The sequence below is a fragment of the Actinomadura citrea genome, assembly GCF_013409045.1.
Taxonomy (GTDB): domain Bacteria; phylum Actinomycetota; class Actinomycetes; order Streptosporangiales; family Streptosporangiaceae; genus Spirillospora; species Spirillospora citrea.
Map to the genome: position 1 here is coordinate 3,936,878 of NZ_JACCBT010000001.1, position 21,990 is coordinate 3,958,867.

The window sequence follows — 21,990 nt, forward strand, 5'->3', positions numbered from 1 at the left end:
GCGGTGACCATGACCAAGGAGCATCCGCGCGGCACCGTCGGCGACGTCGACGTGGCGGGCGCGGCGCACGTGCGGCACCCGCTGCGGTGGGTCGCCTCGCTCGTCGTGCTCGTGCTGGCCGCCCAGTTCGCCCACCTGCTGTGGACGAACGACAACTTCCGGTGGGACGTCGTCGGCCGCTACATGAACGCCTCCATCATCGGAGACGGGATCGCCATCACGCTGGTCCTGACCGTCATCGCGATGGCGGTCGGCATCGCGGGCGGCATCATGCTGGCGGTGGGGCGGCTGTCGGACAACCCGCTGCTGCGCACCGCCTGCGGCCTGTACGTGTGGTTCTTCCGCGGCGTGCCCGTGCTGGTGCAGCTCGTGCTCTGGTACAACCTGTCGGCGCTGCTGCCGCGGCTGTCGGTCGGCGTCCCGTTCGGGCCGGAGTTCCTGCACGGCGACACCAACCAGCTCATCACCCCGCTGATCGCCGCCATCCTCGGCCTCGGCCTGAACGAGGCCGCCTACATGGCGGAGATCATCCGCGGCGGGCTGCTCGCCGTGGACCCCGGCCAGACCGAGGCCGCGCAGGCGCTCGGCATGGGCGGCGCCCGCACCTTCCGGCGGATCGTGCTGCCGCAGGCGATGCGGTTCATCGTCCCGCCGACCGGCAGCCAGGTCATCAACATGCTGAAGGCCACCTCGCTGGTCAGCGTGATCGCCCTCGCCGACCTGCTCTACACCGTCCAGTCCATTTACAACCGGACGTTCCAGACCATCCCGCTGCTGCTCGTCGCCTGCCTCTGGTACCTGGTGATCACCTCGGTCCTGTACGTCGGGCAGTCGTTCATCGAGCACCACTACTCGCGCGGCGCCACCCGCAACGCCCGGCAGGGCTTCTGGGACTTCGTCCTGATGCGGCGCCGCCGTCCCGTCCCGGAGGTGTCGCCGTGACCACGCTGGAGAAGGACGCGCCGCCGGCCGCCGTCCCGATGGTGCGGGCGCGCGGCGTCCGCAAGAGGTTCGGCCATCTGGAGGTGCTGAAGGGCGTCGACCTGGACGTGAGCCCCGGCGAGGTCGTCGTGGTGCTCGGGCCGTCCGGGTCGGGCAAGTCGACCTTCCTGCGGTGCGTGAACCACCTGGAGACGATCGACGGCGGCTCCGTCCACGTGGACGGTGACCTGATCGGCTTCACCGCGTCCGGCGGGAAGGTGCGGCACCTGCGCAAGCGCGAGATCACGCGGCAGCGCCGCGAGATCGGCATGGTGTTCCAGCAGTTCAACCTGTTCCCGCACCTCACCGTCCTGCAGAACGTCATCGAGGCGCCGACCGGCGTGCGCGGCGAGTCCCGCGCCGAGGCCCGGGCGCGGGCCGGCGAGCTGCTGGCCAAGGTCGGCCTCGCCGACAAGGCGGGCGGCTACCCCCGGCAGCTGTCCGGCGGGCAGCAGCAGCGCGTCGCGATCGCCCGCGCGCTGGCGATGCGGCCGAAGCTGATGCTGTTCGACGAGCCGACCTCCGCGCTGGACCCCGAGCTGGTCGGGGACGTGCTGGACACCATGAAGACCCTCGCCGAGGAGGGCCTCACCATGATCGTCGTCACGCACGAGATCGGCTTCGCTCGCGAGGTCGCCGACCGCGTCGTCTTCATGGACGGCGGCGTGATCGTGGAGTCCGGCAGCCCCTCGGCGGTCCTGGACCGCCCGAAGAACGAGCGCACGAAGGCCTTCCTCAGCAAGGTGCTCTGACGGCCCGCCCCCCGGTCGGCGTAGCGGAGGCCGCCGGCCGGGTATGGCGAAGGCGTGATACCGCGGGGCCGGGAAGGGTATTTGATCGTGCCCCGGGCGGACGCGAGGCTTGCCCAGGAGGGGAAGGTGCGCTCGTGGACGATCTGGACGACTGGCCTGGCAGTGAACTGAGCGACGAGGAGTTGGACGTCGCCTACAACGTGCGCAGGAAGGCAGGGCCCGAGCTGTTCGACCGGCACATGGCCCGGTACCGGGCCATGTCGGAGGCGGCCGTCGAGGGGCTGCCGGGGCACCCGGGGATCGTCTACGACAAGGCGAGCGGGGAGCGGCTCGACGTCTGGGGCACCGGCGAGGGGCTGCGGCCGGTGTTCGTCTTCCTGCACGGCGGCTACTGGATGGCGCTGTCGCGGGACGTGTCGTCGTTCATGGCGAGGATGCTGCACGAGCAGGGCGTCGCGACCGTGGTGCCCGACTACACCCTGGCGCCGAAGGCGACGCTGGAGGAGATCGTCCGGCAGACACGGGCGGCCGTGGCCTGGGTGTACCGGCACGGGCGCGAGCACGGTCTCGACCCCGAGCGGATCGTGGTGGGGGGCAGTTCGGCGGGCGGGCACCTGACCGGGATGACGATGGTCGGCGGCTGGCAGGAGCCGCTCGGGCTGCCCGCCGACGTCGTCAAGGCCGCGATGCCGTTCAGCGGGCTGTTCGACATCCGCCCGATCACCCGCGTCTACGTCAACGAGGCCGTGCGGCTGGACCTGGCGCGGGCGGCGGCGCTCAGCCCCGCGCTGCTGCCGGCGCGGTACCGCTGCCCTGCCGTCCTCGTCGCCGCGCAGGACGACGGGGCCGGCTTCCTCGCGCAGTCCCGGATGTTCCATCCGCGCTGGAACGCCGGGGACCTGGTGATCGTGCCGGGCCGCGACCACTTCGACGTGGTCCTGGACCTGGCGGATCCGGACTCCCTGCCCGGCCGGGCGCTCGTCGACCTGGTCCGCGCGGTGTGATCAGCCGGCGGTGATCTCGGCGGCCGCGCGGCGGAGGTGGTCCAGCATCAGCCGGGCGGACGGGGTCGGGGCGCGGTGCGCGGGGAGCGTGACGCCCACCTGGCGGCGGACGGTCTCCAGCGGCACCGGGAGCGGCGCGATGTCGGCGTCGGTCCGCGCGACCAGCTCGGGAAGGGCGGCGATCATGTCGGTGTCGCGGACGAGGGTGCGGACGGTCAGCACCGACGTGCACTCGACCAGGTTGCCGGGCGGGTCCAGGCCGTCGGCGCGGAAGACCTGCTCCAGCTCCGACCGCAGCGCCGTCTGCTCCAGGGGCAGCACCCAGGGGTAGGCGAGCAGGTCGGCCAGGCCGAGGCCCGGCACCGAGCGCGCGGGATGGCCGCGGCGGGCGACGAGGCGGACGGGTTCGCCGTAGAGGGTGATCTGGCGCAGGCCGCGCAGGTCCTCGATCGGGTTGAGGCGGCCGAGGATCAGGTCGATCTCGCCGTCCAGCAGGCGGGGGACCTGCGCGTCGAAGGTGGCCTCCTGGACGATCACGGTGACCCCGGGGCGGTCCCGCTTCAGCGCCGCGATCGCGCGGGGGAGCAGGACGCTGGAGCCGGCGAGCAGGGTGCCGATCGTGACCGTGCCGACCTCGCCGTCGGCCAGGCCGCTGATGCGCTCGCCCGCGCGGCGGAGTTCGGCCAGGACCGCGCGGGCGTGCTCGACGAACGCGTCGCCGAACATGGTCGGGGTCATGCCGCGCGGGCCGCGGGTGAACAGCTCGACGCCGAGGAGGCCCTCCACCTCGCGCAGGCTGCGCGTCACCGCGGGCTGCGCGAGGCGCAGGTGCTCGGCGGCCCGCAGGACGCTGCCCTGGTCGGCGACGGCGACGACGAGCACCAGGTGCCGCAGCTTCAGCCGTCCGTTGAGCAGGTCGATCGCGCGCATGCCGACTTGGTATCACAGTTCGGTCATATCCGGTGGATCCGGGGTCACCGTCCGGGTATGGCGGCCGCATCGAGGTATCCCTCGGCCTGGAGGGCGAAGAGCTCGGCGTAGCGCCCGCCGGCGGCCATCAGCGACCCGTGGGTGCCGTGCTCGTCGAGGGCGGCGGTCGGCTCGTCCAGGATGACGAACGGCGCGTCGCGGAAGGCCGCCCTGGCGAGCGCCACCCGCTGCCACTCAGCGGGCCGGTGCCGCGGGCATGACTGCGGGCCTCCCGGAGATCACCGGCGACCACAAGATCAAAGTGACATGGACCACCGGGCTCGGCGAGGCGCGGTCCTGTTCGTATCCGGCCAGCGGGCGGGTGCGCCCGGCATAGCCGTTCCGTCATAGCCGCCGGGGAGTTTGGTATTTGCCAGGCATAGCTTCGCGGGCGGAGTATCGGGGGGATGTCGAGCCACGCGGGAGGGGACGGATGAAGGCTGAGCACTACGTCGGCGGGGTGTTCCGTTCGGACGGTCCGGCCTTCCCCCTCGTCGCGCCCGTGGACGGCACCGAGCTGGGCGCCGTCCCCGAGGCCACGCGGGAGGTCGTCGACGACGCCGTGGCCGCGGCGCGGACCGCGCTGAAGGGCCCCTGGGGCGCGACGGGCGCCGAGGAGCGGGCCGCCGCGCTGCGGCGCGTCGCCGACGGCATCCAGGCGCGGTTCGAGGAGTTCGTGGACGCCGAGGTCGCCGACACCGGCAGGCCCCGCGCGTTCGCCGAGACCGTCGACGTGCCGCGCGCCGTCGGCAACTTCCGCGCCTACGCCGACCTGCTGTACGGGCGCCCGGAACGCGCCTACACCACGCGGGTCCCGGGGTGGAGCTCCGGGACGGGCGAGGCGCTCAACTACACGGTGCGCCGGCCGCTCGGGGTGGTGGCGGTCGTCTCGCCGTGGAACCTCCCGCTGCTGCTGTCGACCTGGAAGATCGCGCCCGCGCTCGCGTGCGGGAACACCGTGGTGGCCAAGCCGTCGGAGGAGACGCCCTCCACCGCGACGCTGCTCGCCCGGGTGATCGACGACGCGGGACTTCCCGGCGGCGTGTTCAACCTGGTGCACGGGCACGGCCCCGGCGCGGCGGGGGAGTTCCTCACCGGGCACCCCGGGGTGGACGCGATCGCCTTCACCGGGGAGTCGGCCACCGGCGCCGCGATCATGCGCAACGCCGCCGACCACGTCACCCCCGTCTCGTTCGAACTGGGCGGCAAGAACCCCGCGCTCGTCTTCGCCGACGCCGACCTGGACGCCGCCGTGGACGGGACGGTCCGCTCCTCCTTCACCCACTCCGGGCAGATCTGCCTGTGCACCGAGCGCGTCTACGTGGAGCGCCCCGTCTTCGAGGAGTTCGTCGCGAGGCTCGGCGAGCGGGCCCGCGCGCTGGACGGCTACGGGCCGATGATCTCGGCCGGGCACCGCGACAAGGTCCTGTCGTACTTCCGGCTCGCCCGCGAGGAGGGCGCCACGGTCGTCGCCGGCGGCGGCGCCCCGCGGTTCGGGGACGCGCGGGACGGCGGCTTCCACGTCGAGCCGACCGTCCTCACCGGGCTCCCCGAGAGCGCCCGGGCCGTCCGGGAGGAGATCTTCGGGCCGGTCTGCCACGTCGCGCCGTTCGACACCGAGGACGAGGCCCTCGCGCTCGCCAACGACAGCCCCTACGGGCTCGCCGCCGCGGTGTGGACGCGGGACCTGTCGCGCGCGCACCGGGTCGCGCCGCGCGTCGAGACCGGGATCGTCTGGGTGAACTGCTGGAACCTGCGCGACCTGCGCACCCCGTTCGGCGGCGTCAAGGCGTCCGGGATCGGCAGGGAGGGGGGAGAGTACTCCCTGGACTTCTTCTCCGAACCCGTCAACGTCTGCGTCCAGATCTGAGAGCGAGCCCAGTGACCACGAACATCGAGGCCGCCGCCGAGAGGCTCCTCGGCGCCCACGCCGGCGGCACGCCGTGCGCGCCCGTCCGCGACCTGATCACCACGGCGGACGACGCCTACGCCGTCCAGGACCGGCTGACCGACCGCTGGCTGGGGGAGGGGCGCCGCCTCGCCGGCCGCAAGATCGGCCTGACGTCGCGCGCCGTCCAGGCGCAGATCGGGGTGGACAGCCCCGACTTCGGGATGCTGTTCGCCGACATGGCCGTCCCGGACGGGGAGGAGATCCCCGCCGGCGCCGTCCTGCAGCCCCGCGCCGAGGCGGAGGTCGCCCTCGTGCTGGAGCACGACCTGACCCACGAGCGGCACACCGCCGCCGACGTGATCCGCGCGACGGCGTTCGCGCTGCCCGCCATCGAGGTGGTCGGCAGCCGCGTCCGCGACTGGGACATCACGCTCGCCGACACGGTCGCCGACAACGCCTCCTCCGGCATGTACGCGCTGGGCAACCGCCCCGTCCCGCTCGCCGGCGTCGACCTGCGCCTGTGCGGGATGGTGATGGAGCGGCGCGGCGAGCAGGTCTCGACCGGCAACGGCGCCGCCTGCCTCGGGCACCCGCTGAACGCCGCGCTCTGGCTCGCCGACACCCTCGTCCGCGTCGGCCGCCCGCTGCGCGCCGGCGACACCGTCCTGACCGGCGCGCTCGGCCCGGTGGTCCCGGCCGGCCCGGGGGACGTGTTCGAGGCGCGCATCGACGGACTCGGCGACGTCCGCGTCGCGTTCGGCAAGGAGGAGTCCTGATGGCGGACGTGCACGCGCTCGCGGCGGCGCTAGACGAGGCCGCCCGGGACGTTCGGGCGATCCCCAAGCTGACCGGCCGGGCGCCGCTGGACGTCGCGACGGCGTACGCGGTGCAGCGCGCCGGGATCGAGCGGCGGCGCCGCAGGGGCGAGCGGCTCGCCGGGGTGAAGATGGGGTTCACCAGCCGGGCCAAGATGGTCCAGATGGGCGTGGACGACGTCATCTGGGGCCTGCTGACCGACGGCATGGCGGCCGAGTCGGCGGTGGACGTGTCCCGCCTCATCCACCCGCGGATCGAGCCCGAGATCGCCTACCTGATCGGGCGGGAGGTCCGCTCCGCCGCCGAGGTCGAGTCCGCCGTGGCGGGCGTCGCCGTCGGGTTCGAGGTGCTCGACTCCCGCTACGAGGACTTCGCGTTCACGCTCCCGGACGTCATCGCCGACAACGCCTCGGCGGCCCGGTTCGGCGTCGGCGCCTGGCACGCGCCCCGCGACCTGTCGAACGCCGGGCTCCTGCTGGAGATCGACGGGCGCCCGGTGCAGACGGGCTCGTCCGCCGCGATCCTCGGTGACCCGGCGCGGTCGCTGCGGGCGGCGGCCCGGCTCGCGCTCGGCGCCGGGATGACGCTGGAGCCGGGCTGGATCGTCCTCGCCGGCGCCGCGACGGCCGCGGTCCCGCTGCCGAAGGACGCCCACGTCCGGGTCGTCGGCGCGGGCCTCGGCGCCGTGGAGGTGACGACCTGATGGACGACGCGATCCTCGTCGAGGGCAAGGCCCGGCCGCGCGGCCGGTTCCCGCACCTGCGGCGGGCCGGCGACCTGGTCTTCGTGTCCGGGACGAGTTCGCGCCGCCCGGACGGGACGTTCGCCGGGGCGAGCGCCGACGCGATGGGCGTCACCGACCTCGACATCCGGGAGCAGACCCGCGCCGTCGTCGAGAACATCCGCGACCTGCTGGAGGCGGCCGGCGGCGGGCTGTCCGACGTCGTCAGCGTCACCACCTACCTGGTGAGCATGAACGACTTCGGCGGCTACAACGAGGTCTACGGCGAGTACTTCGACGAGACCGGGCCCGCCCGCACGACCGTCGCCGTCCACCAGCTCCCGCACCCGCACCTGCTCATCGAGATCTCGTGCGTCGCGCACATCCCCCAGGCGACGCGGACCGGAAAGGAGGGCGGAACATGACCCTGCCCCAGCTGTCGTTCGGACGGCCGTTCAACTTCGACGCCTGGATCGAGGAGCACCGGGACCTGCTGAAGCCACCGGTCGGCAACGTCCAGGTCTTCGACGACGCCGGGCTGATCATCATGGTGGTCGGCGGCCCCAACCAGCGCACCGACTTCCACGACGACCCGACCGAGGAGTTCTTCTACCAGCTCAAGGGCAACATGGTGCTGCGCGTCATGGAGGAGGAGGGCCGCCCGCCCACCGACCTGCAGATCAACGAGGGCGACGTCTTCCTGCTGCCGCCGCACGTCCGGCACTCGCCGCAGCGGCCCGAGCCCGGGTCGATCGGCCTCGTCGTGGAGATCCCGCGCCCCGAGGGCCTCACGGAGGCGTTCGAGTGGTACTGCACCGAGTGCCACCACCTCGTCCACCGCGCCGAGCTCCAGGTCCGCTCGATCGTGGACGACCTGCCGCCCGCCTTCGAGGGCTTCTACGGCAGCGACCGGAAGTGCCCGAACTGCGGCGCGGTGCACCCGGGCCGGCAGTGGCCGCGGTCCATGACCCCGACGACGGCGCCCCGTGTCTGACGGGGCCTCGGTGACGGTCTTCGACGTCCACACGCACGTCTTCCCGCGGATCGGCCGCGACGAGGGCCTGATGCTCGCCGACGAGGGCCAGCCGTGGCTGCGCGTCGACCACGGTGGCGCGGGCATGATGATGTGCGGCGACGCCGAGTACCGGCCCGTCGGTGATGCGCTCTGGGACGCCGCGCGCCGCGTCGCCGACATGGACGCCGCCGGCGTCGACCGGCAGGCCGTCTCGTCCACGCCGCTGATGTTCGGGTACGCGGCCGAGCCGTCCCGCGCCGCCGACTGGTGCGACTTCGTGAACGACCGCATCCTGGCGTTCTGCTCGGACGTCCCCGACCGGCTCCTGCCGCTCTGCCAGGTGCCTCTCCAGGATCCGGAGCTCGCCTGCGCGGTCGCCGAGCGGGCCGCGGCCGCGGGGCACCGCGGGGTCCACATCGGCAACCATGTCGGCGACCGCAACCTCGACGACGAGGGGATCACGGCGTTCCTCGCCCACTGCGCGGAACTCGGCCTGCCGGTCCTGGCGCACCCGTGGGACATGCTCGGCGCCGACCGGATGCGCGGCCACATGCTGCCGTGGCTGTCGGGCATGCCCGCCGAGACGCAGCTGAGCATCCTCGGGCTGATGCTGTCGGGCGCGTTCGAGCGGCTCCCGGAGTCCCTGCGGCTGTGCTTCTGCCACGGCGGCGGCAGCTTCGCGTTCCTGCTCGGGCGGGCCGACAACGCCTGGCACCGCCGCGACATCGTGCGCGCCGACTCGCCTCGGCCCCCGTCGGAGTACGTCGGCCGGTTCCACGTCGACTCCGCCGTGTTCGACCCCCGCGCGCTCCGCCTGCTCGTGGACGTGATGGGCCCCGAACGGGTCATGCTCGGCACCGACTACCCGTTCCCGCTCGGCGAGAAGGACCCGGGCGCGACGATCCGGGCGTGCCCCGGCCTGGACGACGCCGGGCGCGCCCTGCTGCTCGGCGGCAACGCGGAGGCGTTCTTCGCGCCCGCCCACGACCTGGTGACCACCGAAGGAATGACGCAGTGAGCCTGGAGGACGAGGCGCGGCGCCTCGACGAGACCGATCCGCTGCCCACGCTGCGGGGGGAGTTCCTCGTCCCGCCCGCGCCCGGCGGGCCCTGCGCGGAGGCCGCCTACTTCGCGGGCAACTCCCTCGGGCTCCAGCCGAGGAGCGTGGCCGGGCTGCTCCGCGAGGAGCTGGACGACTGGGCGCGGCTCGCCGTCGAGGCCCACACGCGGGGCCGCCGCCCCTGGGTGAACTACCACGAGCTGCTCCGCGAGCCCGCCGCCCGCCTCGTGGGCGCGCTGCCGCACGAGGTCGTCGCGATGAACTCGCTGACCGTCGACCTGCACCTGATGATGGCGAGCTTCTACCGTCCCGCCGGGACGCGCACCCGCATCGTCATCGAGGACGCGGCGTTCCCGTCCGACTCCTATGCGGTCGCCAGCCAGGCCGTCCAGCACGGGCTCGACCCGGCCGGGACGGTCGTGCGGCTCAGGCCCCGCGACGGAGAAGACACGCTGCGCACCGAGGACGTCCTGGCGTTCCTCGACCGCGAGGGCGGCACGGTCGCGCTCGTCCTGCTCGGCGGGGTCAACTACCTGACCGGCCAGCTCATGGACATGGCGGCGATCACCAAGGCGGGCCGGGCCGCCGGCGCCGTCGTCGGGTGGGACCTCGCCCACGCCGCCGGGAACGTCCCTTTGCGCCTGCACGACTGGGACGTGGACTTCGCCGCCTGGTGCACCTACAAGTACCTCAACGGCGGACCGGGCGCCGTCGCGGGATGCTTCGTCCACGAGCGGCACGTCCGGGACGCCTCCGTGCCGAAGCTGGCGGGCTGGTGGGGCACCGACCCCGCCGTCCGGTTCCGGATGGACGCCGACATAGCGCCGCCCGCCTCCGCCGACGCCTGGCAGCTGTCCAACCCGCCGATCATGGCGCTCGCCCCGGTGCTGGCCTCCCTGGAGATCTTCGACCGGGTGGGGATGGACGCGCTGCGCGCCAAGAGCGAGCGCCTCACCGGCTACCTGGCGGACCGGCTCGCCGCGATCGGCGCCGTGGTCGTCACGCCGCCCGACCCGGCGGCGCGCGGCGCCCAGCTGTCGGTGCGGGTGGCGGACGCCGGCGTGCTCGTCCGGCGGCTCGCCGAGGAGCACGGCGTCATCGCCGACGCGCGTGAGCCCGATGTCGTCCGGCTCGCGCCCGTCCCGCTGTACTGCACGTTCCACGACTGCCACCGAGCCGCCGCGGCCCTGGCGGATCTTCTTTAGGTGTGTCGGTGCATGGGCCCGCCCGGCATCGGGTAAGTTCGTCTGCGTTGCACGATGGCGTCGGCCCGGCCGGCCGGCGCCAAGCAGTCTCGAAGCGTTTTCTCCGGGTGACCGGCGGGCGTGAGTGAGTCCGCTTGCAGCCCGGCCCCGCCGACCGGCGGGCCGGAGACGTTTTACCCGGAAGGGAAAGACCATGGCCGAAGGCACCGTGAAGTGGTTCAACGCTGAGAAGGGCTTCGGGTTCATCGCGCCCGACGGCGGCGGCCCCGACGTGTTCGTCCACTACTCGGCGATCACCACCAACGGCTACCGCAGCCTCGACGAGAACCAGCGCGTCGGGTTCGAGATCACTCAGGGCCAGAAGGGCCCGCAGGCCGAGGGCGTCTACCCGCTCTAAGGTCCTGCCGGATCTCAGCTGAGGCCGGGGGCGCTCGCGCGTTCCCGGCCTTTCGCATGCCCACCGGCCGCGCGCCGGGTCCGCCCTAGGGAACCGCCTTCTCGGCACGGCCGGCGGGTTCGGCCGCGGGCCGCGCGGTCGCACCGCCGCCGCGCGCGTCCAGTGCCCCGGCCGTCACGGTCATCACCGCGACCACGCACGTGATGAGCGCGAACGCGGCCGGGTAGGACAGCGCCCCGGCCGTCCAGCCGGTGATGGCGGGCGCGGTCAGCCCGGACAGGTAGGTGATCGTCGCCACGCCCGCCACGCCCTCGCCCGGGGTGGCGCCGGCGGCGCCCGCCGCCGCGAACACCAGCGGCACGACCGTCGCCACGCCGACGCCGAGCAGCGCGAACCCGGCGATGGCCGGCCAGGGCGCGCGGGACGCCACGACCAGCGCTCCGCCGAGGACCGCCACCACGCCCCCGCACCGGACCACCCGGGCCGGGCCGAGCCGCCGCACCAGCCGGTCGCCGAGCAGCCGGGTCCCCGCCATGCACGACATGAAGACCGTGTAGGCGGCGGCGGCCAGTCCGGGGCCCGCGTCCGCCACCTCGGTCAGGTAGACGGCCGTCCAGTCGGCGCTGGCGCCCTCGGCGAACGTGGCGCAGAAGCCGACGACGCCGATGGCCAGGACGGCCCGGGTCGGCAGCGCGAAGCGCCGGGGCGCCGGGGCGCCGGGCGACGGGCGGACGTGCAGCAGCCCGCGGCCCGCCGGGACGCCCACCGCCAGCAGCACGGCCGCGACCAGACCGAGGTGCAGGCGGGCGTCGATCCCCGCGTGCGCGGCCAGGATGCCGGCGCCGCCCGCGACGAGGCTGCCCACGCACCACAGGCCGTGCGGGCCGGACATGACCGGCCGGCCCAGATGCCGCCCCACCGACACCGCGTGCGCGTTCATCACCACGTCGGACATGCCGGCGGTGGCCCCGAACAGCAGCATCGCCGCGAACAGGAAGACGGGCGCCGGGGCGAGCGCGGGCAGCGCCCCGGCGGCGCACCAGGCCGCGATCAGCAGGCGGGTGGCCCGGCGCTCGCCGATCCGGTGCGCGATGCGGCTCGCGGTCGGCATGCCGATGAACGCGCCGACGGACGGGCAGAGCAGCGCCGCGCCGAGCACGGTGGGGGACAGGTCGAGCCGGTCCTGGATCCAGGGGATGCGGGTGGCGAGGGTGCCGGCGACGGCGCCGTGCAGAGCGAACACGACCGCGATGGCGCGGTGGGGGGAGTTCATGGTCCGAAAAACTAACAGGCAGGCTTCCTGATGGAAAGCGTTTCAGGCAGGTTCCCTGCCTACTACCATGGGGGCCGTGAAGACCGCCGACCCGACGATGGCCCGCGCGATCAACGACCGGCTGGCCCTCGACCTGCTGCTGGAGCGCGGGCCGCTGACCGCGCCGCAGCTGCGGACGCTGACCGGGCTGTCGCGGCCGACGGTGTCCGATCTGATCGAGCGGCTGCGGGCCGGCGGGCTGATCGAGGCGGCGGGGGAGACCGGCGCCGACCGGCGGGGGCCGAACGCCCGCCTCTACGCGCTGGTCGCTGACCGCGCCCACGTCGCCGGGGTCGATCTGCGCCGCGACGCCGTGCACGTCAGCGTCGCCGACATCGCGGGGAACCCGGTGGGGTCGGCGTCCAGGCCGCTGCCCCCGTCCCCCGACCTCTGCGCCCTCGTCGCCGATGCGGTGACGGAGGCGGCGGGCGGCCGCGCCCTGCACACGGTGGTGCTCGGTACCCCCGGGCTGATCGACCCGCGCACCGGGCGCGCGACCGCCAGCGGCGTCCCCGGCGGCCGGCCCGACCTCGGCGCGGCCCTGCGCGACCGGCTGGGCGCGCCGGTGCGGGTGGAGAACGAGGTCAACCTCGGCGCCATCGCCGAGCACCGGGAAGGCGCGGCGGCCGGCCGCGACGACTTCGCGCTGCTCTGGCTGGACGACGGCGTCGGCGGGGCGCTCGTCCTGGACGGTCGGTTGCGGCGCGGCGCGTCGGGCGGCGCGGGCGAGGTGGGCCTGCTGAAGGTCGGCGGCACGGACTTCTGCGCCCTGCTCGACGGGGCGGCCGTCGCGGGCCTCGGCGACGAGGTGATCGCCGGGCGCATCGCCGAGGCGGTGTTCGTGCTCGTCGCCGTCCTGGACCCCGGGCTCGTCGTGCTCGGCGGGGCGCTCGGCCGCGCGGGCGGCGACCGGCTCGCGGGCCTGGTCGCCGCGCACCTCGGGCTTCTCAGCCCGGCCGCCACCGAGGTGCGGCCCGGCCGCGTCGAGGGCGATGCCGTGCTGCGCGGCGCGGTGCTGACCGCCCTCGACCTGGTCCGCGACGACGTCTTCGGCTAGCGGTCCCGCGGCCGGAACCCGCCCGGCCGCGGGTTCCTCACGCCTTCGGCAGGCGCTCGCCCGCGCGCAGCCGGTCCAGGCCGAGCCAGATGAACTCCACGGCCATCTGCTCGGCGCGCTCGCGCGGCGTGTCGGGATGCTCCAGCCACCACGACACCATCGACAGCATCGACCCGTACATCAGCGGCACGAGCAGCCGCGCCCGCCGCTCGTTCACCGCGAGCGCCGCCGGCGACAGCGCCGGGTCGGCGCGGCGGCGGCGCAGCAGCAGGTCGGCGAACGCGGTGCCGAGCCGGTCGCGCAGCTCCCGCAGCTCCAGGCCGACCTCGGGCTTGTCGAGATGCCGGACCACGAGGGCCCAGGCGTCCGGCTCCTCGGTGGCGTAGTCGAACAGCACCCGGATCATCGCCCGGATGCCGTCCGCCGAGCCGTGCGCGGCGAGCACGGCCCGGTTCAGCCTGCCGGTGATCTCGGCCACGATCGCCTCGGTGACCTCGGCGAACATCTCCTCCTTGGAGGTGAAGTGCTGGTACAGCAGCGCCTTGGACACCTGCGCCCCCGACGCCACGTGCTCCATCTGGGTCAGGTGGTAGCCGCGCCGGCCGAACTCCGCCAGCGCCGCCTGGAGCAGCTGCTCGCGCCGCCGGGCGTGCGGCATGCGCCGCCGCGCGCCCGGCGCCGCCTCCCCCGTGCCGCTCGTCATGTGCCGAGGTACCTGCCGAGCTCGGCGCGGGCCACGTTCCGCACGTGGACCTCGTCCGGGCCGTCCGCGAGGCGCAGCGTGCGGAGTCCGGCCCACATCGCGGCTAGCGGGGTGTCGTCGCTGACGCCGGCGCCGCCGTGCACCTGGATCGCCCGGTCGACCACCTCCAGCGCGACGCGCGGGGCTATCACCTTGATCGCCGCGACCTCGGACCGGGCGGCCTGCACCCCCTGCTTGTCGATCAGCCAGGCGGTCTTGAGGGTGAGCAGCCGGGCCTGCTCGATCGCCATCCGCGACTCGGCGATCTGCTGGCGCACCACGCCCTGCTTGGCCAGCGGCCCGCCGAAGGCGACGCGCGACACCGCGCGCTCGCACATCAGCTCCAGCGCCCGCTCGGCCATCCCGATCGCGCGCATGCAGTGGTGGATGCGGCCGGGGCCGAGGCGGGCCTGCGCGATGGCGAAGCCGCCGCCCTCCTCGCCGACCAGGTTCTCGACGGGGACGCGGACGTCGGTGAAGGTGATCTCGCAGTGGCCGTGCTGGTCCTGGTAGCCGAACACGGGCAGCGGCCGGACGACCTCCACCCCCGGGGCGTCGAGCGGCACGAGCACCATCGACTGCTGCCGGTACGGGTGCCCCTCGGGGTCCGTCTTGCCCATCACGATCATGATCTTGCAGCGCGGGTCGGCGGAGCCGCTGATCCACCACTTGCGGCCGTTGACGACGTAGTGGTCGCCGTCCCGCTCGATGCGGGTGGAGATGTTGGTGGCGTCCGAGCTCGCCACCTCCGGCTCGGTCATCGCGAACGCGCTGCGGATCTCGCCGTTCAGCAGCGGCGCGAGCCAGCGCTCCTTCTGCTCGGGCGTCCCGAACAGGTGCAGGACCTCCATGTTGCCGGTGTCGGGCGCCGCGCAGTTGATGGCCTCGGGCGCCAGGGCGGGGGAGCGGCCCGTCACCTCGGCGAGGGAGGCGTAGTCGGTGACCGAGAGGCCGTGTGCCGGGTCCTCGCAGTCGGGAAGGAACAGGTTCCAGAGGCCGCGCTTGCGCGCCTCCACCTTGAGGTCCTCGACGACCTGGGGGACGTGGTGCTCGCGGCCCGCCGCGCGCAGCTCGGCCCGCTGGGCCGCGTAGACCGGCTCGGCCGGGTAGACGTGGGCGTCCATGAAGTCCTGGAGGCGGCCGAGGTGGTCCCGGGCCCGCTCGCTCAAACCGAAGTCCATTCCGCTAGAGTAACTGACGAGTCAGTTACTTCGGGAGGAGTCCCCATGGCACCCTTCGACGGCACCGGCAAGGTCGCGCTGATCACGGGCGGATCCAACGGCATCGGGGCCGCGGTGGCGCGCCGCCTCGCCAGCGAGGGCGCGCGCGTCGTGCTCGCCGACGTCGACGTGGCTGCCGGGGACGCGCTCGCGAAGGAACTGGACGGCGCGTTCGTCCGCTGCGACGTGCGCGACCCCGCCGACAGTGCGGCCGCCGTCGCGGTCGCCGTCGACCGCTTCGGGGGCCTGGACGTGGCGTTCCTCAACGCCGGGGTGGCCGGGGGCGGTGGGGTCGGCGACGACTTCGACCTCGCCGCGTACCGGCGGGCCATGGGGATCAACCTCGACGGCGTCGTGTTCGGCGCGCACGCCGCGCTGCCCGCGCTGCGCGCCCGGGGCGGCGGCGACATCGTCGCCACCGCGAGCATGGCCGCGCTCACCGCGACGCCGTTCGACCCGGTCTACGGCGCCAACAAGGCGGCCGTGGTCGGGCTCGTCCGAGCCCTCGGTCCCACGTTCGCCGGGGAGGGCATCCGCGTGAACGCGCTGTGCCCGTCCTTCGCCGACACCGACATCCTGACCCCGATGAAGGGGCACCTCCAGGAGACCGGTTTCCCGATCCTGGAGGTGGGGGACGTCGTGGAGGCGTTCCTGCGAATCCTGGACGCCGACGGCGCCGGCGAGGCCTGGTACGTGGTGCCGGGCCGCCCGTCCGAGCCGTTCCGCTTCCGCGGCGTCCCCGGGCCCCGCTGAGCATCCGAGAGCTTCTGAGGAGAGTCATGCGCGCGATACAGATCACCGAGTTCGGCGGGCCGGAGGTCCTGACCGTCGCCGAGCTTCCAGAGCCGGCCGCCGGGCCGGGGCACCTGCTCATCGACGTCTCGCGGGCCGGCGTCAACTACGCCGACACCCACCAGGCCGAGAACAGCTACCTCTCGGAGTCCACGCTGCCGATGGTGCCGGGCGGCGAGGTCGTGGGCACCACACCCGACGGCCGCCGTGTCGTCGCGCTCGTCGGCACCGGCGGCTACGCGGAGAAGGCCGTGGCGCCCGAGGCGCTGGCCTGGGACGTCCCGGACGCGATCGACGACGTCACCGCCCTCGGCATGATCGTTCAGGGGGCGTCGGCGTGGGTGCTGCTGCGCCGCAGCGTCCACCTGGAGCCCGGCGAGTCCGTCGTCGTGCACGCCGCGGCGGGCGGGGTCGGGACGATCGCCGTGCAGCTCGCCAAGGCCTGGGGCGCCGGGCGGGTCATCGCCACCGCCTCGTCGGAGCGCAAGCGGCAGCTCGCCCTCGACCTCGGGGCCGACGTCGCGATCGACCCGGGCGTGCCCGACCTCACCCGGGCGCTGATCGACGCCAACGAGGGCAGGCGCGTCGACGCCGTCCTGGAGATGACCGGCGGGACGGTGACCGACCAGAGCCTGCGCGCCCTGGCCCCGTTCGGCCGCCTCGCCTTCTACGGCATGGCATCGCGCACGGAACCCTCGCCCGTCCGGCCCGCCACCCTCATGTCGCACTCCACCACGATCTCCGGCATGTGGCTGGCGCACGTCTTCCAGCTCCCCGGCAACGTGATGCGCCGGGCGCTGGACGAGCTCTTCGCCCTCGCCGCGGACGGCGTGATCCGCGTCGTCGCGGGCGGCGAGTACGGGCTCAAGGAGGTACGGCAGGCCCACGAGGACCTGCGCGCCCGCCGCACCACCGGCAAACTCGTCCTCGACCCGTCGCGCTGAGCCGCGGCCCGGCCGTCAGCCGACGAGGCCGTTCTCGTAGGCGTAGACGACGGCCTGGGTGCGGTCGCGCAGGCCGAGCTTGGTCAGCACGTGCCCGACGTGCGTCTTGACCGTCTGCTCGGCCAGCACCAGCTCGGCGGCGATCTCGGCGTTGGACAGGCCGCGCGCCATGAGCCGCAGCACGTCCAGCTCGCGCGGCGTCAGGCCCGCGGTCGCCTTCGGGCTCGGCCGCTGGTGCCGGCGCCGGCGCGCGAAGTCGCCGATCAGCCGGCGGGTGATGGACGGGGCGAGCAGCGCGTCGCCCGCCGCCACGACCCGCACGCCGTTCACCAGGTCCGCCGCCGAGGCGTCCTTCAGCAGGAACCCGCTGGCCCCCGCGCCGAGCGCCTCGTAGACGTACTCGTCGAGGTCGAAGGTCGTGAGCATGAGCACCTTGGGCCGCGCGCCGGCAGGGTCCGCGTCCGGGTCGGGGGAGCCGGCCAGCTCGGCGGTGGCGGCCAGGCCGTCCATCTCCGGCATCCGGATGTCCATCACGACCACGTCCGGGTCCAGCCTGCGGGCCATCTCCACGGCCTCGCGGCCGTTGCCCGCCTGCCCGATCACCTCGATCCCGGGATCGGAGGACAGCAGCGCCGCGAGCCCGTCGCGGATCATCACCTGGTCGTCGGCGATCAGCACCCGAATCGTCACGGCACAACCCTACGGGCCGGGTGGTCGGCTCGCCCGGACTAGTCCGGATCGCCGTAGGGCAGTTCGGCGACGACCGACCAGCCGGCGCCCTCGCGCGGACCGGCGTCGAGGCTGCCGTCGAGCATCGCGACGCGCTCGCGCATGCCGACCAGGCCGTGGCCGCCGCCGTGCGACTCCTCCGGGGTGCTGCGGGCGCCGTCGTCGGTGACCGACACGGTCAGAGTGTCGGCGCTGTACCGCACCTCGACGTGCACCCGGGAGCCCGGCGCGTACCGGGCCGCGTTGCTCAGCGACTCCTGCACGATCCGGTACGCCGACAGGTCGACCCCGGCGTGCAGGGGGCGCGGCATCCCGACGACGGCGCTGGCGACCGCCAGCCCCGAGCGGCGGGCCGCGCCGACCAGGTCGTCCAGCCGTTCCAGGCCGGGCTGCGGGGCGCGCTCGGCGCCCTCGTCGTCGGCGCGCAGCAGCCCGACGACCCGGCGCGTCTCGGTGAGGGCCTCGCGGGCCGCGTCCCGGACGACCTCGAACGTCTGCCGCGCCGCGTCCGGCAGCTCGGGGATCTTGTAGGGGGCGGCCTCCGCCTGCATCGCGATCACCGACATGTGGTGGGCGACGACGTCGTGCAGTTCGCGGGCGATGCGGGCCCGCTCCTCCAGCACCGCCTGCCGGGCGAGGTCGCGCCGGTGCTGCTCCTCGCGCCTGCGCAGCTCCTCCACGGCCGAGTGCCGCCCGCCGACCGCGTCGCCGAAGGTCAGCGTGACCGCCGCGATCGCCGCGAGGATCATGCCGAACCAGCCGGGCATCCCGAACAGCACGGCGGGCACCAGCACGCCGGCGATGGTCACCGCGCCCACGCCGACGGTGGTCTGCCGGGCGGCGCCGATGCCGACGAAGAACAGGATGACGATCAGGGCGAGGATCGCCGTCACCGGCCACGGCATGAAGCCCTCGCCGTGCCGCACGAAGACCGTCAGCAGAAGGCCCGCCGCCGCGAACCGCCAGGCGGCCAGCGGCCAGCGGGCCGCGAACAGCAGGGGCATCGCCTGCAGCGCGCCGAGAGGCCAGGCCAGCTGGGCGTTGACCCGGTACTGCGTGATGGAGATGGCGATGGCCCCGGCGGTGAAGCCGAGGGCCAGCATCGTCAGGATGAGCAGGATCGGCAAGCGCAGCGCGGGGTGGGCGGGCAGGAGGGTGACGGCCGGCTCGTCACGGCCCGGCACGAGGGCGGCGCGGACGCCGGCGGCCAGCCGGGTGCGGCCCGGGGGCGCGGGGCGGTCTGGATCGTTCATTTGGCTGTGAGCCTAGAACCCTCGGCGCCCAGGCGGCCTGACCCCGGGGAGGGAGATCCGATCCAGCCCCTGGGTATCAGCCCTGGGCAGTGCCCTCCTCGGTGCGGAGGGGCAGTAAACGGCTATTTCCGATTGACTTTATAGGGAATCTGCGCCACGCTGGTCCTCGTGCCGATCTCCGGACTTCGCTACGAGCGCCTGCATGTCGACCTCCGCCGCCAGGCCAGCGCGCTGTGTCGCCGCCCGTCCCGCTGAGCGCGACGAGGAATGGCAGCACACCGCTAGGAGAGCGACCGCATGACCGTCACCACGACCGGCCTCACGACCGGCCTCACCGTGCCCGCGCCCGAAGGCGCCCCCTTCACGCCCCGGCGCCTCGCCGAGCGGGCGCGCGGCCTCGCCACCGACCCGGGGGAGTGGCTGCTCCGGGTCCGGCTCGACCCGCGAGGGCGCTGGTACGAGCGCGTCCACCAGGACGCCGACCACGAGATATGGCTGATCAGCTGGCTGCCCGGCCAGTCCACCGGCTTCCACGACCACGGCGACTCCGCGGGCGCGTTCGCGGTCGCCCTCGGGACCCTGGAGGAGCAGCGCGTCAACGCCGCGCGCCGGATCGGGACCGCGCACGGCGTCGGCGCCGGGCAGGCCCGCTCCTTCGGGCCCGGCTACGTCCACGACGTGCGCAACACCTCGGACGCGCCCGCCGTGAGCGTCCACGTCTACTCGCCGCCGCTCAGCGCGATGCGCCGATACGACGTGGACGCGGGCGGCGGCCTGGTCCGGCTCGTCGACGAGTCCGCCGCCGACTGGTGAGGCCCGGCCGCCCGGGAGCGCCGATCTTGCGGTGATCGCCGGGGCGGCGGACACTGCGGGAATGACCGACCTGAGCCATCCGATCTTCGCCCGCCTCTATCCGCGGCTGGACGCCGGCTGCGCCAAGGCGGGCGGCGACGCGTGCCGCGCGGAGCTGCTGGCCGGAGCGTCCGGCCGCGTGGTGGAGGTGGGCGCCGGATACGGGGCCAACTTCCGCCACTACCCGCCCGAGGTCACCGAGGTCGTCGCCGTCGAACCCGAGCCGCGGCTGCGTGCGAAGGCCGCCCACGCCGCGGACCGCGCGCCGGTCCCGATCACGGTGCGCCCCGGGCTGGCCGAGGACCTCGACCTCGACGACGCGTCGTTCGACGTGGCGGTGGCGTCGCTCGTGCTGTGCTCGGTCCGGGACCCCATCCGGGCCCTGGCCGAGCTGCGGCGCGTCCTCAAGCCGGGCGGCGAGCTGCGCTACTACGAGCACGTGCGGGGCAGCACCCCCGGGAAGGTGCGCTTCCAGCGCTACGCGGACGTGCTGTGGCCGTTCTTCGCCGCAGGCTGCCACGTCACCCGCCCGACGAGCGAGTGGATCGCCGGCAGCGGGTTCACCGTGCGCGGCGAGCGGCGGTTCGAGTTCCCGGAGCCGAGCCGGGCCAACCCGGCCTCGCCGCACGTGCTCGGAATCGCCGTCCGCGACTGACCGGACGGCGCCCGCATAAGGTCCGGCTCCCGGGGAAGATCGGGCTCCATGACGGGAGCGGGCAGCGGACCGGGGCAGGCGGACGAGCTCCGCGAGGACGGGACGTCGCACTCCGCGGCGGTGGCGGCCCTGCTGGCGGGAGCCGCCGCCCTCGGCGGGTTCCTGTTCGGCTACGACTCCTCGGTGATCAACGGGACCGTCGACGCGCTCAAGGAGGAGTTCGGCCTCGGCGGCTTCGCGGTCGGCTTCGTGGTCTCCGCCGCGCTGCTCGGCTGCGCCGCCGGCGCCTGGTTCGCGGGGCCGCTGAGCGACCGGATCGGCCGGGTGCGGGTGATGCTCATCGCCGCCGGGCTGTTCGTGATCAGCTCGCTCGGCTCCGCGCTGGCCTTCAGCGCGGTCGACCTGACCGCCTGGCGGCTGGTCGGCGGCCTCGCCATCGGCGCCGCGTCGGTGATCGCCCCCGCCTACATCGCCGAGATCGCCCCGGCCGAGCTGCGCGGCCGGCTCGGCTCGCTGCAGCAGATGGCGATCGTGCTGGGCATCTTCGCCGCCCTCGTGGTCGACTACGTCATCGCGCGGGTGTCCGACGGCGGCGCGACCGGAACGTTCCCCTGGGGCGGCGGCGCGTGGCGGTGGATGTTCGCCAGCGCCGTCGTCCCGGCCGTGATGTACGGCGTGATCGCCACCACGATCCCCGAGTCGCCCCGCTACCTGGTCAAGAAGCACGAGACGGCCCGCGCGCGGCAGGTGCTGCGGCGCGTGATGGGCCGCGGCGACGTGGACGTGAAGATCACCGAGATCGGGCGGTCCATCGCCGTGGACCGGCCCGTCCGGCTCGGGGACCTGCGCGGCGACCGGCTCGGTCTGATGCCGATCGTGTGGGCCGGGATCCTGCTGTCGGTGTTCCAGCAGTTCGTCGGCATCAACGTGATCTTCTACTACTCCTCCTCGCTGTGGCAGGCCGTCGGCTTCTCCGAGAACGACGCGATGCTCACCTCGGTGATCAATTCGATCGTCAACGTGGCGTTCACGCTGGTCGCGATCGCGCTCGTCGACCGGATCGGGCGGCGTCCGCTGCTGCTGGCCGGTGCCGCCGGCATGGCGGTCGCCCTCGGCACCCTCACGGTCTGCTTCGCGACCGCCCCCGTGGTGGACGGCAAGCCGGACCTCGGCGGCGTCGCCGGTCCCGTGGCGCTCGTCGCCGCCAACGTGTTCGTCGCCTCCTTCGCCGCGACGTGGGGGCCCGTCGTGTGGGTGATGCTCGGCGAGATGTTCAACAACTTCATCCGGGCGTCCGCCCTGGCCGTCGCCGCCGCCGCGCAGTGGCTCGCCAACTGGGTGATCACCACGACGTTCCCCGGCATCTCCGGCTTCTCCCTCGGCCTGGCCTACGGCCTCTACACGCTGTTCTCGATCCTGGCGTTCCTGTTCGTGCTGCGCGCCGTCCCCGAGACCAAGGGACGCGAACTGGAGGACATGGACGGCCTCGCCTCCCCGCGGTCCCGCGCGTGAAAGGCCGGGCCGCGCGCCCGCCCATCGGTTACAGTGGATGCATGCCGCACGCGCTCGCAGAGACGACGACGCCGGGTCACTCCCGGCGCGACTGCGGCATGTCCTGACATT

Annotated in this window: 25 protein-coding genes; 18 read left to right on the forward strand and 7 right to left on the reverse strand. The window is 74.0% G+C overall.

The window, feature by feature from the left end; genetic code table 11:
- The first annotated feature begins 9 nt into the window (after nucleotides 1-9).
- The 3 genes from BJ999_RS18535 (at nucleotide 10) to BJ999_RS18545 (ending at nucleotide 2,737) form a co-directional block, all read left to right on the forward strand.
- Nucleotides 10-942 (forward strand): amino acid ABC transporter permease, encoded by a 933-nt coding sequence (locus BJ999_RS18535; RefSeq protein ID WP_179838639.1) that lies wholly within the window; start codon nucleotides 10-12, stop codon nucleotides 940-942.
- 38 nt (nucleotides 943-980) lie between these two features.
- Nucleotides 981-1,733, forward strand: coding sequence for an amino acid ABC transporter ATP-binding protein (locus BJ999_RS18540; RefSeq protein ID WP_179838640.1), 753 nt, complete (start codon nucleotides 981-983; stop codon nucleotides 1,731-1,733).
- Nucleotides 1,734-1,867: 134 nt separating this feature from the next.
- Nucleotides 1,868-2,737, forward strand: coding sequence for an alpha/beta hydrolase (locus BJ999_RS18545; protein WP_229810403.1), 870 nt, complete (start codon nucleotides 1,868-1,870; stop codon nucleotides 2,735-2,737).
- On the opposite strand, the gene BJ999_RS18550 is transcribed toward BJ999_RS18545, so the two are convergent.
- Nucleotides 2,738-3,667 (reverse strand): LysR substrate-binding domain-containing protein, encoded by a 930-nt coding sequence (locus tag BJ999_RS18550; RefSeq protein ID WP_179834458.1) that lies wholly within the window; start codon nucleotides 3,665-3,667, stop codon nucleotides 2,738-2,740.
- Between the two features lie 44 nt (nucleotides 3,668-3,711).
- Nucleotides 3,712-3,891, reverse strand: a complete 180-nt coding sequence (locus tag BJ999_RS18555) for a hypothetical protein (protein WP_218935124.1) — start codon at nucleotides 3,889-3,891, stop codon at nucleotides 3,712-3,714.
- Nucleotides 3,892-4,139: 248 nt separating this feature from the next.
- Here BJ999_RS18555 and BJ999_RS18560 point away from each other — a divergent pair, with 248 nt between their 5' ends.
- The 8 genes from BJ999_RS18560 (at nucleotide 4,140) to BJ999_RS18595 (ending at nucleotide 10,811) form a co-directional block, all read left to right on the forward strand.
- Nucleotides 4,140-5,576, forward strand: a complete 1,437-nt coding sequence (locus BJ999_RS18560; protein WP_179834459.1) for a 2-hydroxymuconic semialdehyde dehydrogenase — start codon at nucleotides 4,140-4,142, stop codon at nucleotides 5,574-5,576.
- A gap of 11 nt (nucleotides 5,577-5,587) precedes the next feature.
- Nucleotides 5,588-6,373, forward strand: a complete 786-nt coding sequence (locus BJ999_RS18565) for a 2-keto-4-pentenoate hydratase (protein WP_276530294.1) — start codon at nucleotides 5,588-5,590, stop codon at nucleotides 6,371-6,373.
- Complete coding sequence (locus BJ999_RS18570) at nucleotides 6,373-7,116, forward strand: 2-keto-4-pentenoate hydratase (RefSeq protein ID WP_179834460.1); 744 nt, start codon at nucleotides 6,373-6,375, stop codon at nucleotides 7,114-7,116. The genes BJ999_RS18565 and BJ999_RS18570 overlap by 1 nt, the downstream gene beginning before the upstream one ends.
- Complete coding sequence (locus BJ999_RS18575; protein ID WP_179834461.1) at nucleotides 7,116-7,559, forward strand: RidA family protein; 444 nt, start codon at nucleotides 7,116-7,118, stop codon at nucleotides 7,557-7,559. Before BJ999_RS18570 ends, BJ999_RS18575 begins: the two co-directional genes overlap by 1 nt.
- Nucleotides 7,556-8,128 carry a 3-hydroxyanthranilate 3,4-dioxygenase gene (locus BJ999_RS18580; protein WP_179834462.1) on the forward strand — a complete coding sequence of 191 codons (573 nt, stop codon included), beginning with the start codon at nucleotides 7,556-7,558 and terminating at the stop codon, nucleotides 8,126-8,128. Before BJ999_RS18575 ends, BJ999_RS18580 begins: the two co-directional genes overlap by 4 nt.
- 10 nt (nucleotides 8,129-8,138) lie before the next feature.
- Entirely contained in the window at nucleotides 8,139-9,167 is a 1,029-nt protein-coding gene (locus BJ999_RS18585; protein ID WP_179834463.1) for an amidohydrolase family protein, read from the forward strand.
- The gene (gene kynU / locus BJ999_RS18590; RefSeq protein WP_229810404.1) at nucleotides 9,164-10,414 is read left to right on the forward strand and encodes a kynureninase; all 1,251 of its coding nucleotides are present in this window, start codon (nucleotides 9,164-9,166) and stop codon (nucleotides 10,412-10,414) included. Before BJ999_RS18585 ends, kynU begins: the two co-directional genes overlap by 4 nt.
- A gap of 193 nt (nucleotides 10,415-10,607) precedes the next feature.
- Nucleotides 10,608-10,811 carry a cold-shock protein gene (locus BJ999_RS18595; RefSeq protein WP_067639228.1) on the forward strand — a complete coding sequence of 68 codons (204 nt, stop codon included), beginning with the start codon at nucleotides 10,608-10,610 and terminating at the stop codon, nucleotides 10,809-10,811.
- 85 nt (nucleotides 10,812-10,896) lie between these two features.
- Here BJ999_RS18595 and BJ999_RS18600 read toward each other — a convergent pair whose 3' ends face one another.
- Entirely contained in the window at nucleotides 10,897-12,084 is a 1,188-nt protein-coding gene (locus tag BJ999_RS18600; RefSeq protein ID WP_179834464.1) for an MFS transporter, read from the reverse strand.
- 76 nt (nucleotides 12,085-12,160) lie between these two features.
- On the opposite strand from BJ999_RS18600, the gene BJ999_RS18605 reads away from it, so the two are divergent.
- Nucleotides 12,161-13,180 carry an ROK family transcriptional regulator gene (locus BJ999_RS18605; RefSeq protein ID WP_218935125.1) on the forward strand — a complete coding sequence of 340 codons (1,020 nt, stop codon included), beginning with the start codon at nucleotides 12,161-12,163 and terminating at the stop codon, nucleotides 13,178-13,180.
- Between the two features lie 37 nt (nucleotides 13,181-13,217).
- Here BJ999_RS18605 and BJ999_RS18610 read toward each other — a convergent pair whose 3' ends face one another.
- Together BJ999_RS18610 and BJ999_RS18615 are read right to left on the reverse strand one after the other, a co-directional pair.
- Nucleotides 13,218-13,883, reverse strand: coding sequence for a TetR/AcrR family transcriptional regulator (locus BJ999_RS18610; RefSeq protein ID WP_179834466.1), 666 nt, complete (start codon nucleotides 13,881-13,883; stop codon nucleotides 13,218-13,220).
- Nucleotides 13,880-15,103 carry an acyl-CoA dehydrogenase family protein gene (locus BJ999_RS18615; RefSeq protein ID WP_179834467.1) on the reverse strand — a complete coding sequence of 408 codons (1,224 nt, stop codon included), beginning with the start codon at nucleotides 15,101-15,103 and terminating at the stop codon, nucleotides 13,880-13,882. The genes BJ999_RS18610 and BJ999_RS18615 overlap by 4 nt, the downstream gene beginning before the upstream one ends.
- 45 nt (nucleotides 15,104-15,148) lie before the next feature.
- Here BJ999_RS18615 and BJ999_RS18620 point away from each other — a divergent pair, with 45 nt between their 5' ends.
- Together BJ999_RS18620 and BJ999_RS18625 are read left to right on the forward strand one after the other, a co-directional pair.
- Nucleotides 15,149-15,895, forward strand: a complete 747-nt coding sequence (locus BJ999_RS18620) for an SDR family oxidoreductase (protein WP_179834468.1) — start codon at nucleotides 15,149-15,151, stop codon at nucleotides 15,893-15,895.
- A 26-nt stretch (nucleotides 15,896-15,921) separates the two neighbouring features.
- On the forward strand, nucleotides 15,922-16,878 hold the full coding sequence (locus BJ999_RS18625) for a quinone oxidoreductase family protein (RefSeq protein ID WP_179834469.1): 957 nt from the start codon (nucleotides 15,922-15,924) through the stop codon (nucleotides 16,876-16,878).
- A 15-nt stretch (nucleotides 16,879-16,893) separates the two neighbouring features.
- Here the strand turns inward: BJ999_RS18625 and BJ999_RS18630 are convergent, their stop codons facing one another.
- Nucleotides 16,894-17,568, reverse strand: a complete 675-nt coding sequence (locus tag BJ999_RS18630) for a response regulator (RefSeq protein ID WP_179834470.1) — start codon at nucleotides 17,566-17,568, stop codon at nucleotides 16,894-16,896.
- A 38-nt stretch (nucleotides 17,569-17,606) separates the two neighbouring features.
- Nucleotides 17,607-18,860 carry a sensor histidine kinase gene (locus tag BJ999_RS18635; RefSeq protein WP_179834471.1) on the reverse strand — a complete coding sequence of 418 codons (1,254 nt, stop codon included), beginning with the start codon at nucleotides 18,858-18,860 and terminating at the stop codon, nucleotides 17,607-17,609.
- A gap of 168 nt (nucleotides 18,861-19,028) precedes the next feature.
- On the opposite strand from BJ999_RS18635, the gene BJ999_RS44015 reads away from it, so the two are divergent.
- From BJ999_RS44015 to BJ999_RS18650, 4 genes are all read left to right on the forward strand, one after another.
- Nucleotides 19,029-19,115 (forward strand): putative leader peptide, encoded by an 87-nt coding sequence (locus BJ999_RS44015; RefSeq protein WP_360616493.1) that lies wholly within the window; start codon nucleotides 19,029-19,031, stop codon nucleotides 19,113-19,115.
- Nucleotides 19,116-19,157: 42 nt separating this feature from the next.
- Entirely contained in the window at nucleotides 19,158-19,673 is a 516-nt protein-coding gene (locus tag BJ999_RS18640; RefSeq protein ID WP_179834472.1) for a cysteine dioxygenase, read from the forward strand.
- A 61-nt stretch (nucleotides 19,674-19,734) separates the two neighbouring features.
- On the forward strand, nucleotides 19,735-20,367 hold the full coding sequence (locus BJ999_RS18645; RefSeq protein WP_179834473.1) for a class I SAM-dependent methyltransferase: 633 nt from the start codon (nucleotides 19,735-19,737) through the stop codon (nucleotides 20,365-20,367).
- A gap of 48 nt (nucleotides 20,368-20,415) precedes the next feature.
- Complete coding sequence (locus BJ999_RS18650) at nucleotides 20,416-21,879, forward strand: sugar porter family MFS transporter (RefSeq protein ID WP_179834474.1); 1,464 nt, start codon at nucleotides 20,416-20,418, stop codon at nucleotides 21,877-21,879.
- Nucleotides 21,880-21,990: the final 111 nt, after the last annotated feature.

Bases quoted from the DNA above. Each gene is read 5' to 3' on its own strand.
- BJ999_RS18610 (WP_179834466.1), bottom strand. From the start codon at position 13,883: ATGACGAGCGGCACGGGGGAGGCGGCGCCGGGCGCGCGGCGGCGCATG.
- BJ999_RS18635 (WP_179834471.1), bottom strand. From the start codon at position 18,860: ATGAACGATCCAGACCGCCCCGCGCCCCCGGGCCGCACCCGGCTGGCC.
- BJ999_RS18570 (WP_179834460.1), top strand. From the start codon at position 6,373: ATGGCGGACGTGCACGCGCTCGCGGCGGCGCTAGACGAGGCCGCCCGG.
- BJ999_RS18540 (WP_179838640.1), top strand. From the start codon at position 981: ATGGTGCGGGCGCGCGGCGTCCGCAAGAGGTTCGGCCATCTGGAGGTG.
- BJ999_RS18550 (WP_179834458.1), bottom strand. From the start codon at position 3,667: ATGCGCGCGATCGACCTGCTCAACGGACGGCTGAAGCTGCGGCACCTG.
- BJ999_RS18595 (WP_067639228.1), top strand. From the start codon at position 10,608: ATGGCCGAAGGCACCGTGAAGTGGTTCAACGCTGAGAAGGGCTTCGGG.
- BJ999_RS18575 (WP_179834461.1), top strand. From the start codon at position 7,116: ATGGACGACGCGATCCTCGTCGAGGGCAAGGCCCGGCCGCGCGGCCGG.
- BJ999_RS18615 (WP_179834467.1), bottom strand. From the start codon at position 15,103: ATGGACTTCGGTTTGAGCGAGCGGGCCCGGGACCACCTCGGCCGCCTC.
- BJ999_RS18560 (WP_179834459.1), top strand. From the start codon at position 4,140: ATGAAGGCTGAGCACTACGTCGGCGGGGTGTTCCGTTCGGACGGTCCG.
- BJ999_RS18620 (WP_179834468.1), top strand. From the start codon at position 15,149: ATGGCACCCTTCGACGGCACCGGCAAGGTCGCGCTGATCACGGGCGGA.
- BJ999_RS18645 (WP_179834473.1), top strand. From the start codon at position 19,735: ATGACCGACCTGAGCCATCCGATCTTCGCCCGCCTCTATCCGCGGCTG.
- BJ999_RS18650 (WP_179834474.1), top strand. From the start codon at position 20,416: ATGACGGGAGCGGGCAGCGGACCGGGGCAGGCGGACGAGCTCCGCGAG.
- BJ999_RS18640 (WP_179834472.1), top strand. From the start codon at position 19,158: ATGACCGTCACCACGACCGGCCTCACGACCGGCCTCACCGTGCCCGCG.
- BJ999_RS18580 (WP_179834462.1), top strand. From the start codon at position 7,556: ATGACCCTGCCCCAGCTGTCGTTCGGACGGCCGTTCAACTTCGACGCC.
- BJ999_RS18600 (WP_179834464.1), bottom strand. From the start codon at position 12,084: ATGAACTCCCCCCACCGCGCCATCGCGGTCGTGTTCGCTCTGCACGGC.
- BJ999_RS18625 (WP_179834469.1), top strand. From the start codon at position 15,922: ATGCGCGCGATACAGATCACCGAGTTCGGCGGGCCGGAGGTCCTGACC.
- BJ999_RS18535 (WP_179838639.1), top strand. From the start codon at position 10: ATGACCAAGGAGCATCCGCGCGGCACCGTCGGCGACGTCGACGTGGCG.